The organism is Chryseobacterium sp. DT-167 (assembly GCF_058310155.1).
Genome location: NZ_JBZEEQ010000106.1, coordinates 1 through 573 on the forward strand (window position 1 = coordinate 1; position 573 = coordinate 573).

Below are 573 nucleotides of genomic sequence, written 5' to 3' on the forward strand. Positions count from 1 at the left end.
GTCGGACGATGCCGTCCTGGCAGAAGCCATTGACGCTTACACCCGTTACAGCGCGGCTTTCGATGTCTACCTGGCCCAGCCGTCGGCCGAAAGTGACCTGGAGCCACTCAAAGCTACTGTCACCCAGGCGTACGCCGAGGACCTCGAGGAAGAGTTCGCGACGGATCCCAGAACTTGGGTGCAGGAGGGCAGCTCGAGCTTCGACACTGTCGAGCTCCTAGACGATAGACGTGGTGAATCACGCGCGGTCTCGATCAGCCTCTGCGTGGATACCAGTCACCTCTCGCTGCGAGACGCACGGGGAGAGGTAATCGCACGTGATCGTCAGTTGCGTTTCCCAATGCGAGTTGCGCTTGAGGGACCGACACTCGAAGAGTTGCGCGTCGCGCACGCGGAATCCGCAGGAGAGGTGAAAGCATGCGAGCGCTAGTACTCGGCGTGATCATGGCGCTCGTCACCACCGCCCCCGTTTCGGCGACCGGCGCGGATTCATGCTCCGGATACGAGGCGCGCACCGGCCTCTGCTCCAATGCCTCCGCTGGGGGTGGCTTCGTCGACGTGGAGGCGTCCGAG

General features: G+C 63.0%; 1 protein-coding gene. It reads left to right on the forward strand.

Annotation, left to right across the window (positions count from 1 at the left end):
• Window positions 1-430, forward strand: a 430-nt coding sequence (locus AC4FQ5_RS20000; RefSeq protein WP_491146433.1) for a hypothetical protein, incomplete at its 5' end; no start/stop codon positions are given.
• Window positions 431-573 lie beyond the last annotated feature (143 nt).